At 69.2% G+C, this 21,870-nt stretch carries 21 protein-coding genes; 12 read left to right on the top strand and 9 right to left on the bottom strand.

All coding sequences use genetic code 11. From position 1 onward, the window contains the following. Positions 1-100 precede the first annotated feature (100 nt). On the bottom strand, positions 101-799 hold the full coding sequence (locus tag HUW62_RS23505) for a DUF2293 domain-containing protein (RefSeq protein WP_176435683.1): 699 nt from the start codon (positions 797-799) through the stop codon (positions 101-103). A gap of 112 nt (positions 800-911) precedes the next feature. On the opposite strand from HUW62_RS23505, the gene rnz reads away from it, so the two are divergent. Next, a complete protein-coding gene (gene rnz / locus HUW62_RS23500; protein WP_163863381.1) occupies positions 912-1,838 on the top strand; it encodes a ribonuclease Z in 927 nt (308 codons plus the stop codon). A gap of 30 nt (positions 1,839-1,868) precedes the next feature. Here rnz and HUW62_RS23495 read toward each other — a convergent pair whose 3' ends face one another. After that, positions 1,869-2,399, bottom strand: a complete 531-nt coding sequence (locus tag HUW62_RS23495; RefSeq protein WP_163863382.1) for a hypothetical protein — start codon at positions 2,397-2,399, stop codon at positions 1,869-1,871. A 74-nt stretch (positions 2,400-2,473) separates the two neighbouring features. Then, positions 2,474-3,439, bottom strand: a complete 966-nt coding sequence (locus HUW62_RS23490) for an alpha/beta fold hydrolase (protein ID WP_163863384.1) — start codon at positions 3,437-3,439, stop codon at positions 2,474-2,476. A gap of 156 nt (positions 3,440-3,595) precedes the next feature. Here HUW62_RS23490 and HUW62_RS23485 point away from each other — a divergent pair, with 156 nt between their 5' ends. Then, a complete protein-coding gene (locus HUW62_RS23485) occupies positions 3,596-5,281 on the top strand; it encodes an amidohydrolase (protein ID WP_176435682.1) in 1,686 nt (561 codons plus the stop codon). A gap of 7 nt (positions 5,282-5,288) precedes the next feature. Here HUW62_RS23485 and HUW62_RS23480 read toward each other — a convergent pair whose 3' ends face one another. After that, positions 5,289-7,295 (bottom strand): hypothetical protein, encoded by a 2,007-nt coding sequence (locus HUW62_RS23480; RefSeq protein ID WP_176435681.1) that lies wholly within the window; start codon positions 7,293-7,295, stop codon positions 5,289-5,291. Positions 7,296-7,400: 105 nt separating this feature from the next. On the opposite strand from HUW62_RS23480, the gene HUW62_RS23475 reads away from it, so the two are divergent. From HUW62_RS23475 to HUW62_RS23445, 7 genes are all read left to right on the top strand, one after another. Beyond that, positions 7,401-8,633 (top strand): DUF6068 family protein, encoded by a 1,233-nt coding sequence (locus HUW62_RS23475; RefSeq protein WP_176435680.1) that lies wholly within the window; start codon positions 7,401-7,403, stop codon positions 8,631-8,633. After that, positions 8,630-8,947, top strand: a complete 318-nt coding sequence (locus HUW62_RS23470) for a DUF4286 family protein (protein ID WP_163863392.1) — start codon at positions 8,630-8,632, stop codon at positions 8,945-8,947. The genes HUW62_RS23475 and HUW62_RS23470 overlap by 4 nt, the downstream gene beginning before the upstream one ends. Before the next feature lie 154 nt (positions 8,948-9,101). Then, a complete protein-coding gene (locus tag HUW62_RS23465; RefSeq protein ID WP_176435679.1) occupies positions 9,102-10,391 on the top strand; it encodes a TIGR02270 family protein in 1,290 nt (429 codons plus the stop codon). Continuing rightward, positions 10,291-11,886: a DUF2169 domain-containing protein gene (locus HUW62_RS50055; RefSeq protein ID WP_368670460.1), complete on the top strand. Its 1,596-nt coding sequence runs from the start codon at positions 10,291-10,293 to the stop codon at positions 11,884-11,886. The genes HUW62_RS23465 and HUW62_RS50055 overlap by 101 nt, the downstream gene beginning before the upstream one ends. Positions 11,887-12,147: 261 nt before the next feature. Next, on the top strand, positions 12,148-12,900 hold the full coding sequence (locus tag HUW62_RS23455) for a DUF4150 domain-containing protein (protein WP_176435677.1): 753 nt from the start codon (positions 12,148-12,150) through the stop codon (positions 12,898-12,900). Positions 12,901-13,036: 136 nt separating this feature from the next. Next, positions 13,037-13,267, top strand: a complete 231-nt coding sequence (locus tag HUW62_RS23450) for a hypothetical protein (protein ID WP_217911502.1) — start codon at positions 13,037-13,039, stop codon at positions 13,265-13,267. A gap of 5 nt (positions 13,268-13,272) precedes the next feature. Then, a complete protein-coding gene (locus tag HUW62_RS23445) occupies positions 13,273-14,175 on the top strand; it encodes a hypothetical protein (RefSeq protein WP_163863397.1) in 903 nt (300 codons plus the stop codon). Positions 14,176-14,179: 4 nt separating this feature from the next. Here the strand turns inward: HUW62_RS23445 and HUW62_RS23440 are convergent, their stop codons facing one another. The 3 genes from HUW62_RS23440 to HUW62_RS23430 all read right to left on the bottom strand — a co-directional run bounded on the left by HUW62_RS23440 (position 14,180) and on the right by HUW62_RS23430 (position 17,557). Then, entirely contained in the window at positions 14,180-14,755 is a 576-nt protein-coding gene (locus HUW62_RS23440; RefSeq protein WP_163863399.1) for a GNAT family N-acetyltransferase, read from the bottom strand. A gap of 460 nt (positions 14,756-15,215) precedes the next feature. After that, positions 15,216-15,653, bottom strand: coding sequence for an organic hydroperoxide resistance protein (locus HUW62_RS23435; protein WP_163863401.1), 438 nt, complete (start codon positions 15,651-15,653; stop codon positions 15,216-15,218). 296 nt (positions 15,654-15,949) lie between these two features. Next, positions 15,950-17,557: a S8 family serine peptidase gene (locus HUW62_RS23430; RefSeq protein ID WP_176435675.1), complete on the bottom strand. Its 1,608-nt coding sequence runs from the start codon at positions 17,555-17,557 to the stop codon at positions 15,950-15,952. A 185-nt stretch (positions 17,558-17,742) separates the two neighbouring features. Between HUW62_RS23430 and HUW62_RS23425 the strand changes: the two genes are divergently transcribed. Together HUW62_RS23425 and HUW62_RS23420 are read left to right on the top strand one after the other, a co-directional pair. Continuing rightward, entirely contained in the window at positions 17,743-18,528 is a 786-nt protein-coding gene (locus tag HUW62_RS23425) for a HipA family kinase (protein ID WP_163863404.1), read from the top strand. Further along, positions 18,506-18,904 carry a DUF3037 domain-containing protein gene (locus HUW62_RS23420; RefSeq protein WP_163863406.1) on the top strand — a complete coding sequence of 133 codons (399 nt, stop codon included), beginning with the start codon at positions 18,506-18,508 and terminating at the stop codon, positions 18,902-18,904. The genes HUW62_RS23425 and HUW62_RS23420 overlap by 23 nt, the downstream gene beginning before the upstream one ends. A gap of 18 nt (positions 18,905-18,922) precedes the next feature. Here HUW62_RS23420 and HUW62_RS23415 read toward each other — a convergent pair whose 3' ends face one another. Beyond that, the gene (locus tag HUW62_RS23415) at positions 18,923-19,492 is read right to left on the bottom strand and encodes a hypothetical protein (RefSeq protein WP_163863410.1); all 570 of its coding nucleotides are present in this window, start codon (positions 19,490-19,492) and stop codon (positions 18,923-18,925) included. A gap of 261 nt (positions 19,493-19,753) precedes the next feature. On the opposite strand from HUW62_RS23415, the gene HUW62_RS23410 reads away from it, so the two are divergent. After that, complete coding sequence (locus HUW62_RS23410; RefSeq protein ID WP_163863412.1) at positions 19,754-20,752, top strand: endonuclease/exonuclease/phosphatase family protein; 999 nt, start codon at positions 19,754-19,756, stop codon at positions 20,750-20,752. Between the two features lie 9 nt (positions 20,753-20,761). Here the strand turns inward: HUW62_RS23410 and HUW62_RS23405 are convergent, their stop codons facing one another. Continuing rightward, entirely contained in the window at positions 20,762-21,685 is a 924-nt protein-coding gene (locus tag HUW62_RS23405; RefSeq protein WP_176435674.1) for a DnaJ domain-containing protein, read from the bottom strand. Between the last annotated feature and the right edge of the window lie 185 nt (positions 21,686-21,870).

Here is a 21,870-nt window from a genome sequence, read left to right as displayed (position 1 = left end):
GGCATGGCGGACCCGTTACTAACCCGGCGGTCATTAATGGCGCAACTTGACTGACCGACGGGTCAGAAACCCGCCCGCTATTCCAGTCCAGGCGTCCGAATCAACCCTGGCGCGCACCAGCGCCCACATTCATCAGGGCGGTGCAGAGGGGACACGCCGTGGGCCCGTGGGGCACGTCGCGGCGGTGCAGGTCCAGCACGGCGCGGGAGATTTCCGCCAGCTCGCGGCGCACCTCACGCCGCGCGCCCTTCACGCGGGCAATCTTCAGGTTGTCGTAGCTCGTCGTCTGGTGACGCATCCACGCGATGACGGCGGCCTCCGCGCGGCGCTCCACGGGGATGCGCTCCGTGCGGGCCACGGTGCCGCTGCCCACGGGCGTGGCATGCGCGGCGACGAGCACGGCCAGCCGCTTGCCGTGGGGCACCCACGCGGGGGAGAAGGCGAGGAAGCGCAGCACGGCGTTGGCGAAGTCGACCTCGTACTGCTCCTGCTCGCGGGCGCGGCGGTCTCGGCCAGCGGCCAGCTTCTTCGCGTAGGCGGGCGTGGCGCGCTCGGACTCCAGCGCGGCGCGGGCCTGGTGGATGTGCGGCTCGGGGGCCCACACGCCTCGGGAGAACAGCTTGCGGCCCACCTTCTCCACCACCGTCCAGGTGGGGCCGGCGGCCTTCACACGACGGGTGAGGCCCGCGTCACCGGGGGGCAGAAGGGCCCAGCCCTCCGGCACGGAGAGCACGCGTCCATCCGGGGCACGCACGCGGCGAGGGTCGGGGGTGGGAGCGAACGTCAGGGATTCAGGCATGGCGGTGTCTGGGACGGCGGCCTCATAACACGGGCGGCTCCAAACCCTGCTAAATGGCGCCTCGCGCCGTGGGTGTGGCGCGGGAGACTCTCTTCGCGTGGGAAGTGCCGGCATGTCCCTCCTCAAGCTCACGTTCCTCGGCACGTCCGCCGCCCAGCCCACCCTGCACCGCAACCTGTCCGGGCTCGCCGTGAAGGCGGACACGGACCTGCTCCTGTTCGACTGCGGCGAGGGCAGCCAGCGACAGATGGTGCGCTTTGGCACCGGCTTCACGGTGGACGCGGTCTTCTTCACGCACTTCCACGCCGACCACTACCTGGGAATCATCGGCTTCCTGCGCACCCTGGGGATGATGGGGCGCGAGCACGCCATCCACCTGTATGGCCCGCCGCCCGCGCGGCGCCTCCTGCACCAGGCCGTGCACCTGGGCGTGGAGGCCATGTCCTTCCCCATCGAAATCCACGAGGTGAAGGACGGCGACGTCATCCGCCGCGACGGCTACTCGCTGCACGTGGTGGGCGTGGACCACCGCATCAACGCGCTGGCGTACGCGCTGGTGGAGGATGGCCGGCCGGGGCGCTTCCACGTGGAGAAGGCGCGCGAGCTGGGCGTGCCCCCGGGCCCCAGCTTCGGCAAGCTCCAGAAGGGAGAGGCCGTGACGCTGGAGGACGGGCGGACGGTGACGCCTGCGGACGTGCTGGGCCCGCCGCGCCCCGGACGCCGGGTGGTCATCTCCGGAGACACTCGGCCGTGCGCCGCGGTGGTCAACGCGTCGAAGGACGCGGACCTGCTCATCCACGAGTCCACCTTCTCCGATGACGAGCAGGAGCGCGCGGAGGAGACGCACCACTCCACGGCCCGGGAGGCGGCATGGGTGGCGCGTGAGGCGGGAGCGCGGCGGCTGATTCTCACCCACCTGTCCAGCCGCCACGACACGGACCCCGCGAAGCTGCTCACGCAGGCGCGCGAGGAGTACAAGGGCCCGCTGGAAGTGGCGTACGACGGCCTCACCCTGGAGCTGCCGCTGCGCGACGAGTAGCGCGCGCGAGCGGCGGCTCGTGGGGAAGCGCTACTGGACCTTGTCGGCCTCGGCGCGCAGCGTGGCGGCGGACTCGGCGTCCACCTTCTGGAGCAGCTCCCACTCCAGCTCCGCGTCGCGGTTGATGTTGCCGCCGTCGGCCCGGACGCTCGTCTCATTCAGCTCCTGGGAACGGCCGCCGGAGCTCGCGCTCTTGGTTTCGGTGGCGAGTTGCTTGTGGAACTCGATGGCGCACTGGCCGGGGCCGCGCTCGGTCCCCTTGACGTGGTAGCGCACCTGCGTGGTGCCCAGCGACGAGGGGGCGCCGTGCATCAGCCACTCGGAGGTCGCCTCGAAGCCCTGCGTACCGACGCGCAGCGAGTAGCCCTTCTCCTTGAGGAGGGCCAGCGCCTGCGGCCACACCTCGGCGATGGGCTTGCGGTACACGTGGGTCCGCGTCTTGTCGTGCAGGAAGGCCTCGCGGCGGCGGCCGGCGCAACCCGCGGCGGTGGTCAGACAGAGGGCGGCGACGACCAGCAGCGCGGTGGGCCCGAGCCGGGACTTGGACAGGTTCAGGTTCATGACGACTCCAGGGAACGTGAGACGCCGCAACATCCCTCACGCCCCGGCTCGCGCCAAGTCCCCCGCTCCCCCCGTCAAGTCCCCCGGTCAGGAAGCTTGCGTGGGGCAACTATCTTTTCCCCGCCTGCCTTCGCTCGGGGTGTGGCCAATGGTTGGCGCTCCAGGTGTTCGAGAATCTCCGAGGCCACGCGCTCGGGCGCCTCCAGCGGCGGGAAGTGGCCCACGCCCGCCAGGTATCGCACCTCCGGAGGTTGCTCGAAGTAGGGCTCCAGCCCCACCGTCAGCTCGCGGCCGAGCGCGGTGTCCTCCTCCCCCCAGACGAGGCGGAAGGGCGCGCGGATGCGCGGGTAGGTCCGGAGCAGTCGCCTGGCCCCTCCCGGAGTGAAGAGTCCTCGCAGGGCCTCGCGGTAGTAGTCCACGGCGGCCCGGGCCGCGTCCGGATGGGCCAGATTCTCCGCGTAGGGCGCCAGGCGCGCGTCACTCACCTGGGCACCCTTCGCCATGCCGCGCCGCATGAGCGCGGGCACCCGCCGGCCCCCTTCGGCGGACAGGGCGCGCTCCGGGAGCCAGGGGAGCTGGAAGTAGAACATGTACCAGGAGCGGCGCAGTTGCGCGGGCCGCCAGATGCGCCGGGCCAGCACGGACGGGTGGGGGCAGTTCACCACCGTCAGCGTGGCCACGACGTCCGGGTGCATGGCGGCCACGTGGTAGGCGATGGCACCGCCCCAGTCATGTCCCACCAGGTGCACGGGCCGCCCCGGCTGGAGATGGCGGGCGAGCTGGTAGACGTCGTCGGCCAGCGTGTCCAGGTCGTAGCCCTTGCGAGGCCGGTCCGTGCCGCCATAGCCGCGCAGGTCTGGCGCCACCGCGTGGTAGCCCGCTGTGCCCAACAGCGGCAGCACCTCGCGCCAGCTCTCCGACAGCTCCGGGAAGCCGTGCAGCAGCAGCACGAGGGGCCCGTCGGACGGCCCCGCCTCCAACGCCTGCATGCGCAGCGAGGCCAGCGGAATGGACAGGGAGGCGAGCGTGGAAGAGTCCATGGGCGCGCACGTTAGGCGCCGCGAGCCTGGACTTGGGGGACCTTCGTGCCGCCTCGCGTTGGACTCCGGACGCTGGCCCGCGCGAGGCGGGTGCGCCAGAGTGTCGCGCGCCCGTCCCCAACCCCGGGGCGGCCTCCCAGGCAGGTGCGCGAAACGATGCTGCGACGACTCGGCGGACTCCTCGGTGCGGTGCTCCTTCTCTCGGCCCTTGGCGGCTGCACGCGCAACACGCCGGGCGCCGAAGCCACGGGCACGTCGGTGTACGTGGCGAAGCGCATCCGCACGCTGGACGCGGCGCGGCCCCAGGTCGAGGCGCTCGCGGTGCGCGAGGGCAAGGTGCTGGCCACGGGCACACGCGACGAGGTGCTGGCGGCCGCGGGCCCCGGCGCGCGCGTGGTGGACCTGGGCGATGCCACGGTGGTGCCGGGCCTGACGGACTCGCACGGCCACCTCTCCGCGCTGGGCCAGTGGGAGGCGACGGTGAGCCTCTTGGGGGCGACCTCGAAAGAGGAGGCCGTGGCGCGCGTCACGGCGGCGCCGAGCACCTCGTACCAGGGCGAGTGGCTCGTCGGTCAGGGGTGGGACCAGAACGACTGGACGGAGAAGGCCTTCCCCACGCGACAGGACTTGGACGCGAAGCACCCCGGCGTACCGGTGATGCTGACGCGCATCGATGGACACGCGGCGTGGGTCAACAGCGAGGCCCTGCGGCGCGCGGGCGTCACGCGCGACACGAAGGACCCGGATGGCGGACGGATTCTGCGCGGCGCGAATGGCGAGCCCACCGGCATCCTCGTGGACAACGCCATGGGCCTCGTCTACGCGGTGCTGCCTCCGCTGACGGAGGAGCAGCTCTCCGCCCAGCTCACCGCGGCGCTCGCCCGGGCCGCGCGCGTGGGCCTCACCGGCGTGCACGACGCGGGCATGGACCTGCGCACCTTCCGCCTCCTCCAGCGCTGGGACAAGGAGGGCAAGCTGCCCCTGCGCGTCTACGCCATGGCGGATGGACAGACGTCGGACCGGGAGACGTACCTGCGCGACGGCCCCTATCAGGGCGAGCGCCTCACGCTGCGCGCGGTGAAGCTCAGCCTGGACGGCGCGCTGGGCAGCCGGGGCGCGGCGCTGCACCAGGACTACAGCGACGAGCCCGGGCACCGGGGCCTGTTGATGATGGCGCCGGAGGAGTACGAGCGGCGCGTGAGGGCCTTCATGACCGCGGGCTTCCAGGTGTGCACGCATGCGATTGGAGACCGCGCCAACACGCTGGTGCTGGACACGCTGACGCGCGCGGCCGAGGCCACGGGCACGAAGGACGGCCGCCACCGCGTGGAGCACGCGCAGGTGATGCGATTGGAGGACATCGACCGGCTGGGGCGCGGCGGCTTCCTGGCCAGCGTGCAGCCCACACACGCCACCAGCGACATGCCCTGGGCGGAGGCCCGCGTGGGCCCCGAGCGGATTCGGGGCGCGTACGCGTGGCAGCGGCTGAAGGCCTCCGGCGCGGTGCTGGCGTTGGGCAGCGACTTCCCGGTGGAGCGGCCGGACGTGCTCGCGGGCCTCTACGCGGCGCGCACGAGGCAGGACGCGCGCGGCACGCCCGAGAATGGCTGGTACGCGGACCAGCGGCTGAGCGGCGAGGAGGCCCTGGAGGGCTTCACGGTGGGCGCGGCATACGCCTCCTTCGCGGAGGCTCGGCGCGGACGATTGCAGCCCGGCATGGACGCGGACTTCGTCGTGCTGTCGGTGGACCCGGTGGACGCGCCCGTCGCCGAGCTGCCAGGCGCCCAGGTGCGCCTGACAGTCGTGGGCGGCGACGAAGTCTACCGCGCAACGGAGAAGTGAGTGCTGCCTAGAAGGCGGCCTCCGAGCTGAGCGACTGGACGCGGCGGTTGAGCTCCTCTTGAGCCACCTGCCGCTCCTTCGCCAGACGCTCCAGGTCGCGGGTGATGGCCTCCAGCCGGTCCTCCTGCTCGTTGAGCTTGGCCACGAAGCGCTCGGCCAGCTCACGCTGGGACACGCCGCTCTTGAGCGACTCGATGTTGGCGCGGATGCGCTCCTGGTCCTTGAAGAGCTGGGCGCGCTCGGCGGTGAGCTGCTGCTCGTCGCGCGTCAGCGCCGCCACGCGCTCGCGGATGGCAATCACTTCGCGCAGCGCGTCCGCCATCTTCGCGTCCACGTAGCGCTGCGACAGGAAGAAGGCCACGTCGTCCGGGCCCGCGCTGGAGACGGAGTACTGCCGGTGGCCGCGCGTGCGCTCGGACACCACCAGCTCGTCCTGCGAGCCCGGGGCCAGCTCGCGCTTGAAGCGCCAGAAGCCGTCCGTCGTCTCCGCGGGCGCGGGCATGTCCTTCTCCAGCTCCCAGCCCGTGCGCGGGTGCTCCACGTAGAGGACCTGCGCCCGCTTCCCCTTGTTGCGCACCAGGTACTTCGTGCGCCGCACGTGGAAGTACTCCACCACCAGCGAGCCCCGGCTCACCACCGCGCGGAACACCGGCCCGTCCTCCGTGTTGTCCTCCACGGAGACGACGCAGCCCAGCTCCACCGCGTACGGCACGAAGCGCGTGTCCAGCGGCTTCATGGTGTCGAGCATCGCCTCGCCCACGTACCGCTCGTCCTCCGTCACCGTCACCGGCCCGCCCTCCAGCGTCAGGCCCGTGGTGTTCTTCAGCTCGATGCAGGCCATGGGGTTCTTCTCGCGCGTCGTGCGGTTGTAGAGGAGCACCCGGCGGCCCTCGAAGGGCTTGTGGAGGATGGGCACCAGCGCGCTCTGGTTGCGGTGCACCGTCACCGGGCGGTCCACGCCGTACTCGAAGAGGTCCCCCACATCCTTCGTCAGCGTCGTCACCTGGTTGCTCTGCTCCATCACCTCGCGCAACCGGGGGCCACCGCCACCGCCCGGGCCTCCCACGAAACTCGCCTCCTTGCGCATCATCTTCTTGGAGCGTCCCGGAGCCATGGCGGGCGCGGACATCATCGGCATGGCGTCCACCTCGCTCTCCATCATGTCCGCCGAGCCGCCGAAGCTCTCCTCCGGAATCACCGGCGCGGCGGCGGCCTCCGTGCGCACCTCCACCACCGGGCGCCTCATGTAGCGGGGGTTGTAGAGGTCGTGCACGAAGGACACCGGCAGCCCCGCGACGAGCGCCAGCGACACGTCCACCCAGTCCTCGTCCCCCGTGTTGTCCACCAGCGCCCAGCCCTGGAGCAGCGGCGACTCGCCCTCGTCCAGGAGGATGCGGTAGCTGGTCTTCCACACCGGCGCTTCCAGCACGTAGCTGACGAAGACCTCCCGCTCACCCTCGCCGGAGGTGAGGATGGACATCCGCTTGCTGTCCTTCTTGTACGAGGACAGCACCGTGGCCAGGTAGAACTCCAAATCCTTGCGCACCGCCTCGTCGAGGAACTCCAGCTCCGCGATGTCGAGCACGTCGAAGGTGCGCAGCGAGGGGCCCACCAGCAGCGTGAGGAAGGGCCGCACCACGCTCGTCTCGCCGGCCGCCACCGCGAGCGACTCCAGGCCGATGATGGCGCCCTCCACCTGGCCGCCGCCCACCCGCGCCCGCACGCGCGCGCCCTTGATTTGACCGAGCAGCGCCGTGAGGCTGCCGTCCTCGGGAATCCGGATGGTGGCCTCCGAGAGCAGCTGCTCCAGCGGCTTGGTGGAGTCGTAGCTCACCGCCGACACCGAGCCGCCCGACAAGTCCAGCACCGTCAGCGACTTCAGCACGTCGTTCATGTCGCGCGCCTTGAAGTCCAGGTGCAGCGTGTCGCTGCCCGTGACGCCGCCTCGGCGCTCGAAGTAGCCGACGCCATGCTTGTAGAGGACGACGCGACGGATGGGCAGGTTCGTGGCCATGAGCGATGGAACTCCAGGAAGTTGGGGACAGCCTGCGCTCCGGTGTATCAAGCCCGCCCAGGGGTCGCGCAATGCCGCGCTCAAGCCCCACGAGGTGTCGCCCGAATGCGAAAGCCCACCGCAACCTTCCTGTCACGTTCCGCGCTGATGTGCGCGGCGCTGGCGCTTGGCGCCGGCTGTGAGAGCACGAAGCCGCGCGCCGTGAGTCCCACTGACGGCGTGCCCGTGACGCAAGGCGGCGCGGCGGAGGCCCCCACCGGTACGGCCGCGCCGGAAGCTCCCACGTCGACGCAGGGGAAGTCCCCCTGGCATCGCGCCCGGGTGGGAGACCGGGTCGTCTATTCGTTCTCCGCGATTCGCACGCCGCCCCGCGAGGCGCAGGGTGGCTCGGCGGCGGCGGGGAAGCTGACCCTGGAGGTGGCGGCGGTGGAGGGCTCGCGCGTGTGGCTGACGCTCGACGTCGTCGATGACGCGGGCAGCGCGTTGACGCAGCCGAAGCTTGCGCGTCGGCTGGTGCTCCCCATGCGCGTGGATGCCTCCAGGCCGTTGGCGGTGGCGCGCGAGGGCACGGAGACGACCGAGCAACCCTCGGCCGCCGGCCGCACGTGGGAGGCGAAACGTTACCTGCGCGACAATCGTCCCGTGGATGGTCCGCTGGAGAACCGGCTGTACGCGGTGGACGCGGGGCCGCTGTACCTGACGAACGGACTGCTCGACGCGAGCACCACGCTGTCCGGCTTCGGCGGCGCGGGCAGCCATCAACTCACGCTGGTGTCGATGCGTCAGGGAGCGGAGGGCGCGGGCACGGCGCCGGACCTGGAGTGGCCGCTGGGTCCTGGTACGTGGTTCGACCGGGAGATGGAGGCGGATGGCACGAAGACGGTGCTGCGCACGTGTCAGTCGGCCGAGGCTGGCTTCGTGCTGCGCACGGAGGCGCCGGTGAATCCCGCGGTGGATGAGGCGCCGTGCCAGGACTTCTCGCAGGCGAGCGTGCAGCCACTGGAGGAGGTGCTGCTGTCGTTCATCTCGATGGGGCTGGAGCCCAAGCAGTGGCCGCCGGTCATCCCCAACGCGGCGCCCGCGGTGCGCGAGACGCTGGCGGTGGGCGCCAAGCGGGTGTCGGCCCTCCTGGTCGACTCCACGGAGGGACCGGCGAACGCGAAGCAGGTGCGGACGCAGGGGTTCGCCGCGGACCCGTGGGAGAAGACGCTGGGCGGGCTGGCGCACGAGGCGCGCTTCGAGCCGCTGTCCGACTTCACCTATCGCGTCTCGCCCAAGGGCAAGCGTGAGTCGCAGGGCGGCGCGAAGCTGACGGGCTTTGGTGCCTGGCAGCCGTGACGGCGCTCTACACGGTGGTCATCGAGGTGGAGCCCGGGGCCGAGGACGCGTGGAACCCGTGGCATGAGGGGACACATGTCCCCGAGGTGCTGCGGGAGCCCGGGTTCCTCGGCTGCCGCAAGTGGCGCGATACCGAGCCCGCGAAGGACGGGTGGGCCCGGTACGTGTGTCACTTCGAGCTGGCCGGTGAAGCGGACTTCCAACGCTACACGGTCAGCGACGCGGCGAAGCACCTGCGCGCGGAGTCACTGGCCCGCTTCGGGACGGTGACGCGGTATTCGCGGCAGGTGCTCACCGAGGTGAAGCGGTTCTGACGTGGGCGGCGCCCGCGAGGTGAACTCGCGGGCGTCGGCCGGTAGCTCCAGACACCCCGCCACCAGGCGCGCAGTGTCCTCTTTTGCCAATTCCTGCCCAGGGCTCATCGCTGTCCCTTGAGCCGCGAGCGTGGGAAGTACAATGCTTGCCAAGATGGCGCCTCCCTTCCTGGCAGACATCTACGAGGAGCACCTGGCCGAAGCAGCCTTCCGCTGGAGTCAGTGGGAGCGTGCCCTGGCGGCCCCGGACTACAATCTCGAGGAAACGGCGCGAGTGGAGGAGTTGCTGCTGGCGCACCTCGATGGGTTGGTATTGGGAGGCTCTCCCGTCGCCGATGAAGTACTGCGGCCGGCCCTGGATTCAGAGGAACCCCTGTACGGAGCATCTGCGCTGTGGGCCTTGCTCGAAGGCAACGTCAACTTCAGTGAAGCGGATGTGCTGGCGTTGTTGAGGACCTCCGCGCCTGAAAAGCTCGGCCCGCTAAAGCGGGTCCTGGAGTTGAGCGAGCAGCGCAGCGTGGACGATGCACTGTGCCCACTGCTGCAACCCCAAGCCACCGAGGCGCCACTCCAAGCACTGGCGCTCGACGTACAGGCCTTCCGTGGCGCGCTGCCCAAACAGTTGGCGCTGGACCTGCTCCAACACTCCGACCCTCGAGTCGTCGCCGCGGCACTCCGGGGGCTGTGTCCGCTGTCGGGTGATGTCGCCACCAGGGAGCTACCTCGGTTGCTTCTGGATGGTCACCCCGAGGTCCGTCAGGCCGCCATCGAGACTGGCATCATCTCAGGCTCGCGCATGGCATGGGCGCAGTGCCGCGCAGTCGCGGAGGAGCGCAAGGATGCCGGCCGCTGGGCATTGGTCCTGCTGGCTCAGAGCGGGGAGGAAGGGGACCTGCCGCGGGTCATCGAGTGCTCCAGAGTGGCGTCGCTGCGGGCCGACGCACTGCTGGCGCTGGGCTTCAGCGGACGGGTGCAGGCCGTGGAGGTCTGCCTGGAGTTGATGGCTCACGCTCCGCTGGCGGCCCTGGCTGGTGAAGCCTTCAGTGCCATCACGGGACTCCGTTTGGAGCAGCCCTATGTGCTGCTGCCGGAAGAACAAGACTTCTTGCCGCCCCTGGAGGAGGACCTGGCTCAAGAGCTGACGCTTCGTCCAGAAGATGCCTTGCCGGTGCCAGACGCGACGGCGGTGGCTGCCTGGTGGCGGGGAGCTCGCAAGGATTTCTCTCCAGGGACACGCTACCTGCGTGGGCGGGTTTTCAACACCGCGACGCTGCTGGAGGAACTCGAACAGGGTGTCATGCGAAGCAGGCCTGTCCATGCACTCAGCCTGGCCATCAGGACTCATGGGGGGCGGCGACTCCAGACTCGAGCTTTCACCCGAAGGCAGCGAGCCCAACTGCAAGAGGCTCGCGCCGCCCGGAGGGGCCATGCAGATCTCCCATAACACCACGGAGATGCAGGCCGGATTGTGTGTGGCCACGGACAAACATGCCCGCGCTCACTGCGTGGTGGTGGTCAAGGGCACGTTTGCCGCAGATGCGAGAGGCGAATTGAGGCTGTCGGAGGTGCAACGGCCTTTGGTGTATGCCGACGAGCATCAAGGCGATGCCGGGAGCACGAGCATTCGCCACGAGTGTGATTTTGCCCTCACAAAACCCCACTCGGAGGTGCTGGTGCATGGACATGCGGTCGCGCCAAAGGGCCGTCCGATAGAGCGCATGCTGGTGCGTCTCGAGCTTCCGGGGCGGCGAAAAGACCTGCTGGTGACAGGGGAGCGGCGCTGGGAGCGAGGCCTGCTGGGGCTGAGCGCCTCGCCGCCCAGGCCGTTCATCCGCATGCCCTTGGTGTACGAGCGCACTTTTGGCGGCGCTGACCACTCCCATCCGGACCCGAAGCACCAGGGGGCCGACCTGCGAAATCCCGTGGGGTGCGGATTTCGAAAGAACCCGCGTGCGGCGGATGCCGTCGGTACGCCACTGCCGAACCTTGAGCATCCGCAGCAGTCCCTCTCCAAGTGGGACGAGGCCCCGGTCCCAGTGGTGGGGATGGGCTCACTCGGGCGCGGATGGCAGCCGCGCATCGCGCATGCGGGCACGTATGACCAGCGCTGGCTCGATGAGGACTATCCCTTCCTGCCCAGGGATTTCGACACGCGCTATTTCCAATCCGCGCCCGAGGACCAGCAACTGCCTCGCTTGCGTGGCGGCGAGGTGCTGCGCTGCATGGGAATGACTGCAGCAGGGAGCTGGGGAGTGACGCTTCCGCGAATCGCGCTCCCTGTGACATTCCGCTTCCAGGACCGCTCGGCGCATGTCGAGCCCCAGATGGATACGGTGCTGTTGGACTGTGATGCCCAGGTCGTCACCGTGACGTGGAGAGCCTCCACTCCCCTGGGGAAGAAGCTGACTCAGCTCAAGGAAGTGTTCGTCGGGTCGTCTCCAACCAGGTGGGGTATCCGCCGAGTTGGTGCCGCAGATGCTGGCAAGGCTCCGAGAGGAGTACGGCTTGCGCCTCGATACCGTCCATTCTCGTGGCTTCCCCACAGGTGGGACCAGTGGCCTGCGAGCCTTGGCGGAGGCCCGCGCCCTGCTGGAGCGCGATGCCCACCTCCCAGGGTGTCTCGTGGCGAGCGTCGACTCTCTCGTCAATGCACCCGCCTTGGCCTGGCTGGCTCGGAATGGGCGTTTGAAGCGGCCTGGTCACTCGGATGGAGTGATTCCGGGGGAAGCCGCTGCGTGCGTCTTCGTGACGCGCAGACCCTTGGGGCAAGCCCCTTCCGTGGAGCTGGCCGGGTTGGGGTTCGCACAGGAGCATGCGACGCTCGATTCGGACGAGCCCCTTCGCGGTATTGGGGCAGCGCAGGCCAGCCGCCTGGCGCTGAGCGAGGCGGGACTCGACCTGAGCGAGGTCGACTTTCGTGTCGCGGACGCCTCGGGTGAGGGGTACGCATTCATGGAGGTGGCGCTGGCGTCGGCGCGGCTGTTGCGTGTACGCAAGGCGTCACTGCCACTGTGGCTGCCGGCGGAGTCGCTGGGAGAAACGGGGGCCGCGTCAGCCATCTTGGCGCTGGCTTTGGCCGTGGTGGGGATGCGTCGAGGCTATGCGCCAGGACGGCGGGCGCTCCTCAGTGTCACGAGCGATTCGGGAGACAGGGCAGCTGCCGTCCTGCGGACACGCGACGTAGAGGTGAGGGTCCGGCAATGAAGGAGGTCTATGCCAATGGCCATGAGATTGCCGCTCAGGCGGGCGGCGGGAAGGTGACGGCCGCCTTTCCGGATGTCTGCCTGAGTCCGCCCGCGCCACCGGCCGGACCGATTCCGGTGCCCTACCCCAACTCGTCCTTCTCCAAGGACATGAAGAACGGCAGCAAGTCCGTGATGATCGGCGGCAAGCCCGTGATGTTGCGCGACCAGTCCTACTACGCCACTTCGCCCTTAGGCGACGAGGCGGCCACGCGCAACTTCGGTGCAGGCGTCATCACGCATACGATAACGGGCAAGACCTACTTCAACTCCTGGTCGATGGATGTCCAGTTCGAGGGCAAGAACGTCCCCAGGCACGTCGACCTCACCACGTCCAACCATGGCAGCAACTCGAACGAGTCGGTGCCCATCCCGAACCTCTCCCAGAGTTCAGCGGCCAGCGGCGGTCAGGCCACCCGCGATGCCTGCCCATGTTGTGCTGGCCCGCTCCACGAGAACCAGAAGAACCCAGAGACTGGCGAGCCCTACGACACCATTCCAGAGGCTGATTTCTATCAGGGCATCGCCGGGCACTACATGAAGCGACGCTCGGAGATGCAGAAACTCCTGAATGAGTTGGCTGCCAGCAACAAGCCCCTGCCCGGGTGGGCCACCGAGCTCGCGAGCAACGACAAGAACCCCGCCTACCGAAGCCTGACAAAAAGCGACGTCATCATCGCCAAGGGGGGACGCCTTCGAGGAGGACTGTGACAGTCTGCGGCAGCTCCGGGAGAAGAATCCCAACTGCCCCAATGTGCATCAGCCGCCAGACCAGGGGTGCGGCGTCCACTTCAAGGTCAAGCACGCGGGCAAGGCCAGCGAAGCCCGCAAGAGGTTTACGGATGGCGTGCGCAAGCAGTCCATCAAGCAGTGGAAAGAGAAGGGGTTCGACATCAAGAACAGCGAACAGGTGAACCACAAGACGCCGCTGGATGCAGGCGGATGTCCCGTGTCCATGAACAACCTCGTCCCTGATTCGGTGCTCAAGGGAGATTGCAAGGGCATTGAGGACCTGCAGACGCGGCTGCAAAACAACATCCCGGACAACGCCAAGGATCGTGCCGCGCTCTTCGCGTGACTCCCATGCGCCCTGCCTACCTCCGCCGCACCTTCATCGAGATTGGAGATGGCCTGCACTTCTCCAGTCCTCCTCCGCCTCACGTGGCGGAGCTCCGCAACCTCTCCAGTCGGGACCCCTGGCAGGTCCTGCCTTGCGCGCTCGCCAACCTCCAGCAAGGGCGATTCGAGGTCGCGACCAGGCTCGTCCACCTGATGCATGAGTCCCAGGACGCCGAGGTCTGGGATGCATGCACGCTCATGTTGTCCTTTGCCGCGCCCTACTCGGTCCTCCTCCAGTGGTGGGTGGGTTCATTGAGAAGGCTGCTCGGCCCCGAGCGCAGTCCGCACATCCAGCGGTACTTCTGCGAGGTCCTTGCTCATTCCGCGCTCACGGGGGGCGTGCCTCTCTTGATTGAGATCTACAGGGGGCTGGAGGACCGAGACGTCAAGGCGCAGCTTGAGGTCTATCTCTCGCAACTGTTGGAGGAGCAGCCCGGCCCCATCTGGAAAGGTCCCCGAGAGGAGCTGAAGTCCAATGGGTTGCCGCCGCCCTTCGAGGAGTCCGAGCGGGCCTTCATGGACGCCGAGTACCTTGCCCGGGTCGAGCAGGTATACCAAGGACTGGTCGCCAGCGAGAGGTTGGGTCCACGAGATGCGCTCCTGGAAGGGCAGCGGCTGAGCATCCGGGACATCTGCCGGCGCCTGCTGGCGCGCCTGCGCTCGAATGAGTACCCGGATCGAGTCGAACTGGGTCGGATGTTCTTCGAGACCACCACGGGACTGGACTGTGGGGCCTTCTTCGACGAGTCAGGCCAACTGCAACGGCTCACCGCAGCGGCCATCGTCGAGGAATTCCTCGCTCGTGACGGAGCTGACACGTACGAGCGAGGGCATCGCTACTTCTTCGGGCACCGGATTCCGGAGTGAGTAGTTAGTTGGAGATGAGCGGAGAGCCGCCGCCACTCACGCGCAAAGCACGCGGAGCTGGCCGGGGCGCCTGCTCCCGGAACTCGGCGGGTAGCGCCAGACGCAGGTACACGTAGCCCCCGGGCTGGGCCTCCATCGGCGGAAAGCCCGGCACGTCCAGCGCGCGGAAGCCGAGGGACTCCATGAGCGGGAGAGACGTCCCGGGCCCCGCGCGCACGCAGGTCTCAAGGTGGCGCAGCCCGTCCAGTCTCACGCCCTGACGGATGAGCTCCGTCATCGTCCAGCGCCCCACGCCCTCCCGACGATACTCCGGCGCGATGGCGCAGCTCACCCGCGCGTAGCGCTCCTCCCGGCGGATGTTCGTGAGCGCCGCGAGCCCGATGATGCCCGAGCCCCGCTCCGCCACCGCGAACAACCGCGTGCCTTCCGCCGCGCTCCACCGGCCGGGAGGATTGCCTCCCGCCTCCGGTCGCAACCAGCCGAAGAACTCCTCGATGTCGGGCTCCTCCAACAACATCCGCGCTGCCCCCGACACAGCCGCCCCTGCCACTTCCATCGGAATGAGCTGTCGCTCACGCATGCTGACTTCCCCCCTTCGAGCACTCCCCGACTTCAAGGGGCATGCCAGAGGGCCGGTGCGGGGCGCGCCATGTGGCCCGCGCAGAGGGGACGCGTCGAGGCGTGACGCATCCGCGTGTCACCAGCACGCGAACATCAGGACCGTTCTAGGGGAAACCCCGCGAGTACCAAGGTGCACATCGTGGCCGTCGCGACACGGTGGCGCTCATGCGCAGCGCCAGGCTGGAGCATCCACGCGCCAGATTGGAGCACCCTGCACCACGATGGAGCCACGCACGCGCCGCTGCGTAACGGCGAGTGCATGTGCCGCTGCGTAACGGCGAGCGCACGTGCCGCTGCGTAACGGCACACGCAGGCGACGCCGCGTCACGGTGGACTCACGCGCCACGGCGACACGATGAAGCACTCACGTACCGCCGCGTCACGGTGCACTCACGCGCCGCGGCGGCACGGACCCTCCCCTACTCCGCGACAGAGAGCTTCACGTCGATGTTGCCGCGCGTGGCGCGCGAGTACGGGCACACCTCGTGCGCCGCGTGCATCAGCTTCTCCGCCTCGTCGCGGGGAATGCCCGGCAGGATGCCCTGGAGCTCCACCGCCAACCCGAACCCGCCGTCCGGCGTCTTGCCGATGGTGACATTCGCCGTGATGCCCACCTCGGGCCCCAGCTTCTTGCCACCCTTGCCCGCCACCAGCCGCAGCGCGCTCTCGAAGCAGGCCGAGTAGCCCGCCGCGAAGAGCTGCTCGGGGTTGGTCGCCGCGCCCCCCGCGCCCCCCAGCTCCTTGGGCATCGACAGCGACAGGTCGATGACCTTGTCCGACGACTGGACCTTGCCGTTGCGGCCTCCGTGGGTGGTGGCGTGGGCGGTGTACAGCGGCGAAATCGTGACGGGGGCCATGGTTCTCTCTCCTGGGATGCCAGCTCGGGTTCGATGAAGCGGAAACGACGCGTTCAGATAGCGGCGACACGGGACGGCGGGAGCCACTTCGCCGCGACTTCCGGCCCGCTCCGTTCAGCCCCCAACAACCGGGCCACCCCGTCTCCGACGGGCACCGCGTCCCGCGCCATGTCCTATGATTAGGGCTCAATTAAATTGCGCGCAATCAAATCGAACCCAAAAAAAGTCCCCGGGCCGCGAAGCTGGCGGCGACCGGGGACTCTTGACTCACCCTCTCGAGTGAGACGCGCGGAGGCTCAGCGCTCGGCGACCGTCGTGGGCGGCGTGGCGACGAACTCCTTGGCGGCCTTCACCGCGGCGGCGATATCCAGCTTGCCGCCGGTGCTCACCTTGCCCTTGAGGTCCGGGTCGACCTCCACCGTCTTCACCAGCAAGTCCCTCACCTGCGCGGCCGTCAGGTCCGGGTTCGCGGCGAACATCAGGGCCGCGGTGGCCGCCACCGTCGGGGTGGCCATGGAGGTGCCGCTCATCTTCTCCCAGTCGCCGCCGGGCACGGTGCTCAGCACGTCCTCGCCCACGGCGGCCAGCTCCACCACCTTGTCGCCGTGCGAGGAGAAGCGCGCCAGCTTGTCGTTGTTGCGGTCCATGGACGCCACGGTGATGACGTTGGGCAGGTCCAGGTTGGCGGGCATGTCCGCCACGTTGTTCATGTTGCTGCCGTTGCCGTTGGCCGTCGCCGCGACGAGCAGGATGTCCGCGTCCGCCAGCTTCTGCACCGCCGCCGTCCAGCGCTTCTGCGAGGCCGCGTCGCGGTACTCATCACCGAAGCTGGCGTTGAGGGCCCGGATGTTGGCGCCGTGGTTCTGCTTCATGTTCACGATGTAGTCCACGCCGCGCTCGAAGTTGGTGAGCAGGTCCGCCCCGTCATACAGGCCGCCAATGCTCATCACCTTCGCCTTGCCAGCGGCGATGCCCGTGTTGCCCTGGCCGTTGTCCTCGGCGGCGATGATGCCGGCCACGTGCGTGCCGTGGTCCGTCCCGTCCCCCTTCATCACGTCGCCGCTGTTGAAGCCGACGTTGTAGCCGTGGATGTCGTCCTTCACGCCGTTGCCGTCGTTGTCGATTCCGTCGCCGGCAATCTCGTTCGGGTTGGTCCACATGGCGCTGTCCAGGTCGGCGTGCTTGAAGTCCACGCCGCCGTCGAACACCGCGACAATCGGCTCACCCGTGGGCTTCGGGGGCTTGGGGGGCTCCACCGGGCCCGCCGTCTTGCCAGCGACCTCCAGGCCCCAGTTCTTCAGCGTGCCCGTGTCAGCGCGCGCCTTGTCCTCCACGGACAGCGTCCACGTTCCCTTGGCCGACTCGCCCTTGAAGGCGGTGCTCAGGTCGAACGTGCCCTTCACGTCGTCCGCGCTGCCACCCTGGCGGTCCGACACCGTCGCCGTCTTGCCGGACGGGCTGGTCAGCTTCACCACCAGGTCGCCCTTGTACGTGTGCGCCAGGTCCAGGTTCAGCTTCAGCGAGTCCAGCGCCACGTCCTGGTCGAAGCTGACCGTGGACGTCACCGTCTGGAGGTCCTTCACCGCCGCGTTCGGCGTGGCGGAGGCCGTCAGCGTGACGGGCGTGGACACCTCGCGGCCGGCGAGGGCGAGCTTGCCGGGGCCGAAGGCGAAGGCCGTGGCCGGCAGCACCGGGGCGCTCGGGTCCGGACGGTGGCCCGTGGGACGGTCCACGAAGTTGGTGGGACGCGCCCCCGTCTTCCCGGAGTCGAAGCCGTCAGTGCCGTTCTTCCCGGGCCGGGCCACCACGCGGGACTCGGTCGTCGCGGGCGTCTCCGGGCGGGTGGCCTCGCCGGTACGGGTGATGGGCGACGGGAGCGACGTGGGCTTGCGGGTGACGGTCATGGTGGGCTCCGTGGGGGATCGGAATCGAACGGCCTGTCACCCATTGTCGCACCCCGTCAGATGCAGTTTCCTCGGAACTGCTTTTTCCACTATCGGTGAAACCCTTCAGGAACATGGGGGCGTGGTAGAGGGCGGCCCCTGGGCCAGGGTCGGAAGGCCGGCCCGAGCGAGGACGGGAGCGGAGGATGCCGAGGACCATCGTCGCCACGCGTTATGTGACGCCCTTGCGCGAGGGGGGCTCGCTGCCCGCCATCGTCGAGGCGGACGACGCGGGGTTGTACGTCGTGAAGTTCCGGGGTGCCGGACAGGGCGCCAAGGCGCTCATCGCGGAGTTCATCGCCGCGGAGCTGGCGAAGGCGGCGGGCCTGCGCGTGCCGGAGATGGTGCTGGTGGACCTGGACCCGGCGCTGGGCCGCAACGAGCCGGACAGCGAGATTCGGGAGCTGCTCAAGGCGAGCGCGGGGCTGAACCTGGCGCTGGACTACCTGCCGGGCTCGGTGACGTTCGACCCGGTGGCGGGCCCGGCGCCGGACCCGGCCGTGGCCTCCGGGCTCGTCGCGTTCGACGCGTTCATCACCAACGTGGACCGCACGCCGAAGAACCCCAACCTCCTGTGCTGGCACCGGGAGCTGTGGCTCATCGACCACGGCGCCTCGCTCTACTTCCACCACGCGTGGGTGGATTGGGAGGAGCGCAGCCAGAGCCGCTTCGCCCCCATCAAGGACCATGTGCTGCTGCCGTGGGCGACCGCGCTGCCTGAAGCCCACGCCACCCTGAAGGCCCGCCTCACCCGCGAGCTGATGGAGGCCATCGTCGCCGGAATCCCCGAGGGCTGGCTCCAGGCCGCCGAGTCCCCCTTCCCCACCGTGGACGCGCACCGCGCGGGCTATGTCACCTGGCTGAGCAAGCGCATCGAGGCCCTGCCGGCCTTCATCGAGGAGGCGACGCGTGCCCGCGCACAGCTCGTTTGACTACGCCATCATCCGCGTCGTTCCTCGCGTGGAGCGCGGAGAGTTCATCAACGTGGGCGTCGTCCTCTTCTGCACCACGCAGCGCTTCCTCGGCGCCCGCGTGGAGCTGGACGAGGCGCGCTTGAGGGCGCTCGCGCCCGACATGGACGTGGACACCGTGCGCTGCCACCTGGACAGCTTCCGCCGCGTCTGCGAGGGCGGCAAACACGCGGGCCCCATCGGCCAGCTCCCGCAGAAGGAGCGCTGGCACTGGCTGGTGGCTCCGCGCAGCACCATCCTCCAGACGGGGCCGGTGCACTCGGGACTCAGCCAGGAGCCGCAGCAGGCCCTGGAGCACCTGCTGGACACCATGGTGCGCGTGAAGCGCGCGCCGTGACACGCGCGACCCGGGCGCCTACTTCACGCGGCGCCCGGTGAACTGGACCTTGGAGGTGCACTCCTCCAGGTCCACCGCGTCGGTTCCGGCGCCCGTGTAGGTCGTGCGGCGCACGTCGATGAAGCCCTCGATGGTGTCGTCCTCCAGCGAGTCGTTGGCGATGTAGAAGCGCACCACGTAGTTCACCGACGTCGCCTCCTCGCCCTCCAATGGACGGGTGAAGATGTCGATGTATTGGAATGGCCCGCTGTCGGAGGTCGTCCCGCCGAGGACATCCGGCCCGCCATCATCGTCGAGGGTGGCACGGTCTCCTCCCGGCAGGGTGAATTCGAAGTCGGGCACCTCCAGGCTCGTGGCGCCGAATCGCTCCGCGCGCACAATCCAGCGTTGCTGGAGGGCCAGCCCCGAGGGTCCCCCGGTGCCCGGCACCGGCTCGGGGTCCTCCAGCGTCTTGTCGATGCACACGTAGGGGACGGCCTCGGCCTGGGCCTGGTCCAGCGTGATGTCGTACTGCTCCTGCTCGAACGAGTCGCAGCCGGTCAGCACCAGCGCCAGCGACAAGCCCCACGTCCCCACGGCCTTGAACATCGATGGTCCTCCTGGAGGGATGCCCCACGTCGCCCGTGCCGGCCCTGCGCGCGTGGGATGTCCGCCGCCTTGTCGGGCAGGCGGGCGCCTTCATCGTTCCGGGGGACAGGAAAGCACGACCTCGGGCGGCGGGGAATTCACACGGGGCGCGGGCCGAAAGGTCGACTGTCTGACGGGAGGCCCACCAGCGAGGAATGGGGGGCGCGAACGCCAGGATGTGAGTACCTTCTTCCTGTGCCCGGGACGGGCACGGACCCGCGTATGCCCGACTCCTCGTTGCGAATCGTCACGTACAACGTCCGCTATTTCGGGCACATGCTCCGGGGCCTGGCGAGCACCATGGGGCCCAAGCGCCGCGTGGCCGCCGCGCTCGCGGCGCTGGAGCCGCTGCCGGACGTCGTGTGCCTCCAGGAGGTGGAGACGACGTCGTTGCGCAGCACCATCGCCCACCGGCCCAAGCTGCCCGGTGAGACGCAGTTGATGGCCTTCATGGGGCGCATGGAGGAGATCTTCACCGCCCAGGGCCGGGAGATGCCCTACGAGGCGTTCTACTTCCGCGCGCACCACTACAAGCTGGGCGAGGTGTCCATCTACACCACGGGGCTCGCGGTGCTCGTCAACAAGCGCACCCTCCAGGTGGACAAGCACAACGTGGACGCCCCCCAGTCCATCACCCACCACCACGTGCAGCGCCTCAAGGACCGCAAGCAGAGCCGCATCTGCGCGCACATGCGCCTGCTGCGACGCGAGGACAACCGCCCCTTCCACGTCTTCAACACGCACTTGAGCCTGCCCACGCCCTTCGCCCGGGAGTTCTGGTCCACCAAGGACAAGATGGGCTGCGGCGTCAACCAGCTCCACGAGGCGCGCAAGCTGGCGGACTTCGTGGGCACCCTCTCCGCCAACGAGCCCTTCGTCGTCTGCGGGGACTTCAACTCGCCGCCGGCCACGCCCGTGTTCCGCTACCTCACCGGCGACGTCCGCCTCACCTGCGCCCAGGCCGCCGTCGGGCAGATTGACCCCACCGTGTCACGGGGCTTTCCCACCGCGGGCTTCATGCACATGCGCATGCACCTGGACCACATGTTCTCAGGGGGCGGCGTGCGCTGGCTGGACACCCACGAGACGAGCCCCTTCGGGGACCTCAAGAGCCGCTTCCACGGGCTGTCGGACCACATGCCCATCGTCGCGCGCTTCGCACTGGAGTCCGCGCCCGCCATCCTCGCCCTACCAGGCGCGCCCGCGGCCGACGTGGGCTGACGCGCGCGCTCACCGGTCGGACTTCAGCTCGACCTCCACCTCTTCCCACGCCGCCAGGATTTCGCGCGTGCGGCGTTCCGCCAGCTCCTGGAACTCCGGCGCCAGGTGGGAGACCTTGTCCGGGTGGTACCCGGCGATGAGCGCGCGGAACGCCTTGCGCGCCTCGTCCAACGTCATGTCCCGCGCGAGCCCCAGCACCGCCCAGGCGTCCTTCCGCGCCGGCTCGCGCGGCGGCGGGGCCCGGGTGCCGCGAGGCGGCGTCGCCTCCGAGTCCGTCGCGTGCGCCTCTCGCGGGTCATGACCCGATGCATCATCCCAGGGCTTCGACGACTCCGAGGCGGAGGTCCGCTCGGGCCTGACGCGCCGGCTGCCTGCGCTCCCCGCGCGCTGGCGCCAGCCTCCCTCGTCCGGTGGGGGGCCTGACGCGTCGGAGTCGACGGGGGCTCCGGTGCTCGCCGGGCGTCGGGGAGACCGGGGGGCGCGCTCCGGACGCTTCGTGCCGGGCTTCCTCGCCGGGTCCGGCGGAGGGACTCGCGAGGTGAGCTGGCTGAGCGCGTCCTCCAGGAACCACAAGTCGTTCGCGGGCAGGCCGTGCTTGCGCACCACGGTGCGCGGCCGTCCGTCCTCCAGCAGGAGATAGCCACTGGTGACGGCGTACGCGTCGTCCCGACTCTCCGGGTAGAGCCGGTCGCCCAAATCTCCCAGGGGGTCCCTCCACATGCCGTCCGCCGTGCCCTCGTCGGCCACGAGCACCTGCGTCAAGACGCGGCCGTGGAGGAACTCCAGGGTGGCGAAGGGCTCGCGCGCCTCCGGGGAGCGCATGGCCGGACCATGACGCACCCCGGTGACGAGCAACAGTCCTCGCGTCCCATCCACATGGGCGAAGAGCTGCTCGCGCACCTGCTTGTCTGAGAAGAAGAGAACGAACTGCACGGTGGACAACGTAGTCCGAAGCGCCCCCTCCCGGCAGGCGATACGTCCGGTGTCCTCGCGAGAGGGTGCAGGGTGGAACAGTGCGACGAAACACCGTCTCGACGGTGGCTCGCGCTTGGGAAAGAGTCGGGCTGCTTATGCGCTGCTGCCACCGTCACTCCTCCGAGCCCGCCCTCCCCCAGTCC

Source organism: Myxococcus sp. AM011 (assembly GCF_013372595.1).
Taxonomy (GTDB): Bacteria; Myxococcota; Myxococcia; order Myxococcales; family Myxococcaceae; genus Myxococcus; species Myxococcus eversor.
The sequence above is the reverse complement of the archived record's forward strand: the minus strand, read 5'-3'. Positions and strand labels throughout refer to the sequence as shown.